The sequence below is a fragment of the Arthrobacter sp. Hiyo1 genome (assembly GCF_001263615.2).
Classification (GTDB): domain Bacteria; phylum Actinomycetota; class Actinomycetes; order Actinomycetales; family Micrococcaceae; genus Arthrobacter.
Genome location: NZ_DF952474.1, coordinates 246,623 through 250,497 on the forward strand (window position 1 = coordinate 246,623; position 3,875 = coordinate 250,497).

Genomic DNA, 3,875 nt, shown 5'->3' on the forward strand with positions numbered 1-3,875 from the left:
GGTCCGAGCACCGCGCCATTTTGGCGGCAGTGAACGACGGCGACGGCGGCCGGGCGGCGACGCTCGTGGCCGCGCACATCGAGGGGTACTACCGGGAAGCCGGGCTGGGGAAGGCCCCTGAGGAAACTAGGCCTTGACGGGTCCGGTGCTTCCCCTGAGCTCAATCCGCGGCGGGAAGTAGTTCGTGGGGGAGGCGGCGTCGTTGGTCTGGATCTGCTCCCGCATGCGGCGCCACGCAAGGTCCCCGAGGTCGGAAATCGGTACAGCCGCAGTGGTTAGCGGAGGCATGGTGTACCGGGCGAACGGCATGTCATCGAAACCCGTGAGGGACAAGTCCTCCGGCACGCGGATCCCGCGCTCGCTGAGTCCGCTCAAGAGGCCCATCGCCGCGACGTCGTTGAAGACAAGGATGCCGGTGGCGCCGCAGGCGGCGACGGCATCGCTCGACTCGAATCCGGCGTCGAACGTGTTCCCTCCGGGAATGAACTGCAGTTCGACATCCGGGAATTCGGCCGTAAACTTCTCGAGCCCACGGAGGCGCTGCACGTTGGACGCACTGCGGTCCGGTCCCGTCAGGTAGGCCAGTTTGCGGTGGCCCAATTCCACCAAGTGGGCGGCAAGCTCCTGGATGCCTTGGCCGTAGTCCACTACGAGGCTGGGAGTCGGCACCGACTCGGTGGTGCGGTTGATGAGAACGAGGGGATAGAGCGTGGGGGCGAGTTCTTCCAGGTCGGCGTCGCTCATGCGGGGGGCGCAAAGAACGACGCGTCGCATCGCCTCCGGGCTTCCCCGGCGAGGATCGCTTCTTCGCTGGAAACTTCGGACGAGTCGGCGATCAACACGCGGTAGCCGTCGCGGGCGGCGGCAATACTCAGCCCGCGAAGGATGGCCTGGAAGGTGGGGTTGGACAGGTCCGGCACCACGATTCCGATAGTGTCCGTTTTCCCCAGGGCCAGGCTTCGGCCTACCGGGTTCGGCTTGTACTTCAGCTCGGAAGCGGCTGCGCGCACGCGGGCGGCAATGTCCGCGTCCACGGTTGTGTTTCCGTTCATGACGCGGGAAACCGTGGCATGCGAAACGCCGGCCATGGATGCCACATCTGCGATGCCCACCCGCCGGGTGTTCCTTCTGCCTGGCATGCTTTCCTTCCTGGAGCTGATGCCGCCCGGTTCCAATGCTGCGGCGACGTGTGTTCTGAGGTGAAGTTTATAGTGAGTGAGGAAACGGTTTCCCTTGATGTCGTTGCATTTCGATTTGCGGGAATCCGGAGCCTGCCGCTATGGTTTCGCTATGACTAACCGTTGGTATGCGTATTTTTCGTTGGCTCTGGAGGGGCCCGCGTCTAACTGACACGCATCCAACTTTCCTTCAGAGCCAACAGGGCAGAGATCATTCTCTGCCCTTCGCCATTTCCAGGCGGGCTCTGAGTAGGGTCCGCTCCTCTCCGGAACAGGACCCCTTTCATGACCAGCATCGCCGCAGAGCCCACCACACTAAATGCCGACGTCGAAAATCCCGGCGCGCAGTCGACGTCGAACCTGCGCGTCAGCCGCTTCGAGCCGCTCCCCACGCCGCAGGAAATCAGCGCGGAACTGCCGCTGGACGCTAAGGCCTCCGCCGTCGTCGAGCGCGGACGCGACGGAGTCCGCGCCATCATGGACGGCGTGGACGATCGCCTCCTGGTGATCGTGGGACCGTGCTCCATCCACGATCCGAAGGCCGGCCTGGAATACGCGCGCAGGCTGGTCAGCCAGGCGGAGAAGCACAAGGAAGACCTGCTCATCGTCATGCGGGCCTACTTCGAGAAGCCGCGCACCACGGTCGGCTGGAAGGGCCTCATCAACGATCCCCACTTGGACGGCAGCCACGACATCGCGGCCGGACTCCGTGCCGCCCGTGGATTCCTCCAGCAAGTCACGGCCCTGGGCCTGCCGACGGCCACCGAGTTCCTGGAACCCATCAGCCCGCAATACATGGCCGACCTCGTGGCATGGGGCGCCATCGGTGCGCGGACCACCGAGAGCCAGATCCACCGCCAGCTTGCCTCCGGACTCTCCATGCCGATCGGCTTCAAAAACGGGACCGACGGCGACCTCCAAGTCGCGATCGATGCCTGCGGCGCTTCTGCGGCACCCCAGGCGTTCCTGGGGATCGACGGCGAGGGCCGCGCCGCCCTCGTGGCGACCTCGGGCAACCCGGACACCCATGTGATCCTGCGCGGCGGCCGCAAGGGACCGAACCACGCCGCGGACCAGGTTGCCGCTGCCTCGGAGAAGCTCTCGGCAAAGGCTTGAACCCGCGGCTCATCGTTGACGCGAGCCATGCCAACAGCGGCAAGAGCCACCACCGCCAGGCCGAAGTCGCCTTGGAGATCGGCGCGCAGTTGGAAGATGACGTTGCTTCGCCAATCGCCGGCGTCATGCTGGAGAGCTTCCTTGTCGGTGGGGCGCAGAACCTGGATGTGGAGCGGCAGTCGGCCGGCGAACAAGAGCTGGTGTACGGCCAGAGCGTCACCGACGCCTGCATGGAATGGGACGTCACGGTGTCCGTCCTGAACCAGTTGGCGGCCTCGGCCCGAAAGCGTCGGGTAGCTGCTTCCAACTAAGTGAAACCTAGTCTCCACTTGGACGAAAGACTTTCACTTTGGTACCAGCAGCCTCTAGAGTATCTAGCACATGGTTGTTTGATGGCTCAGCATCGGCACACCAGGTAATGAATGCTGGGGTTCGCCGCTAACCGCTGAGAGCAAAGGAATATGGAGAAATGTCCGCAGAGACTAACTTCTCGAACGCGCGTTTCATGACAGTGGCTGAAGTTGCCGAAGTCCTCCGGGTTTCCAAAATGACCGTGTACCGTCTGGTCCACTCGGGAGAATTGCCGGCCGTCCGATTTGGACGATCATTCCGGGTCCCCGAAGATGCCGTGAGCCAGTACCTCAAGGGCGCGGTCGTCGACGGACACTCAGAGACGGCCTGAGCCCGGCTTGGTCCCCTCAAGGGCCAGCGGTCATTGGGTGCCCCCGATAAGCGGTACCCTGTTAAGGAACGTTTTACGTCATTGTAAGAATCTGTCAGTTGTAAAGTCTGTTGCTCAGTTCAAGGACCTCACCCAGCAGACAGAATCTCAATCTAGTTTGGTAAGGAACTTACGTGGGTTCAGTTATTAAGAAGCGCCGCAAGCGTATGGCCAAGAAGAAGCACCGCAAACTGCTTCGCAAGACCCGCCACCAGCGTCGCAATAAGAAGTAGAGATACTTCCTACAGCGTGAATGCCCGTTGCCTCTCAAGGCGGCGGGCATTTTTGCGTCCGTCCCCGGTGACGCTCGCTCACCTATGAGCGCTTTTCCCCGGACCCTCGCTCACGTATGTCGGCCGTTTCGACAACGCTCGCTCCCGTATGTGGCACATGCCGGAATGAGGTCGTCACATCATGTGAGCGAGGGTTACCGGGGAGGCGGGTATATGTCAGCGAGGGTTGCCGGGGAGGCGGGTATATGTGAGCGAGGGTTGCCGGGGTTAGGCCCTCGGGCTGCGGAATTTGGAGAAGCCCCGCCACAAGCCGTAGACGGCGCCTCCGACGGTCGCGGCCTTGAGGCCGAGCGTGGCTGCCCGGCGGCCGGAACGGAAGTCGTAAACAGGCCAGTTGTTCTCCCGCGCGTGGCGGCGAAGCCCGGCGTCGGGATTGATGCACACGGGGTGGCCCACCAACGTGAGCAGCGGGATATCGTTATGCGAATCGCTGTACGCCCAGCAGCGCTTCAGGTCCAGGCCTTCTTCGTCTGCTACGCGCTGCACGGCCACGGCCTTGGCTGGCCCGTGGAGGATCTCGCCCACCAACCGGCCGGTGTAAGCGCCATCTTCAACCTCACCCACGGT

3 protein-coding genes and 3 pseudogenes are annotated in these 3,875 nt (G+C 63.1%); 4 read left to right on the forward strand and 2 right to left on the reverse strand.

Annotated features, from left to right (window positions below):
- Window positions 1-137 (forward strand): annotated as a pseudogene (locus tag AHiyo1_RS27250) (GntR family transcriptional regulator); the annotation flags it as partial.
- Here the strand turns inward: AHiyo1_RS27250 and AHiyo1_RS18445 are convergent.
- Window positions 127-1,139: pseudogene (locus AHiyo1_RS18445) on the reverse strand (LacI family DNA-binding transcriptional regulator). The pseudogenes AHiyo1_RS27250 and AHiyo1_RS18445 overlap by 11 nt on opposite strands.
- 324 nt (window positions 1,140-1,463) lie before the next feature.
- Between AHiyo1_RS18445 and AHiyo1_RS18450 the strand changes: the two are divergent.
- From AHiyo1_RS18450 to AHiyo1_RS18460, 3 genes and pseudogenes are all read left to right on the forward strand, one after another.
- Window positions 1,464-2,605, forward strand: a pseudogene (locus AHiyo1_RS18450) (3-deoxy-7-phosphoheptulonate synthase).
- A 158-nt stretch (window positions 2,606-2,763) separates the two neighbouring features.
- Entirely contained in the window at window positions 2,764-2,976 is a 213-nt protein-coding gene (locus tag AHiyo1_RS18455; protein WP_059389516.1) for a helix-turn-helix domain-containing protein, read from the forward strand.
- A gap of 173 nt (window positions 2,977-3,149) precedes the next feature.
- Entirely contained in the window at window positions 3,150-3,248 is a 99-nt protein-coding gene (locus AHiyo1_RS18460; RefSeq protein WP_003792170.1) for a 30S ribosomal protein bS22, read from the forward strand.
- Window positions 3,249-3,515: 267 nt separating this feature from the next.
- Here AHiyo1_RS18460 and AHiyo1_RS18465 read toward each other — a convergent pair.
- On the reverse strand, window positions 3,516-3,875 hold a 360-nt coding region (locus tag AHiyo1_RS18465; protein ID WP_148667661.1), incomplete at its 5' end, for an HAD family hydrolase.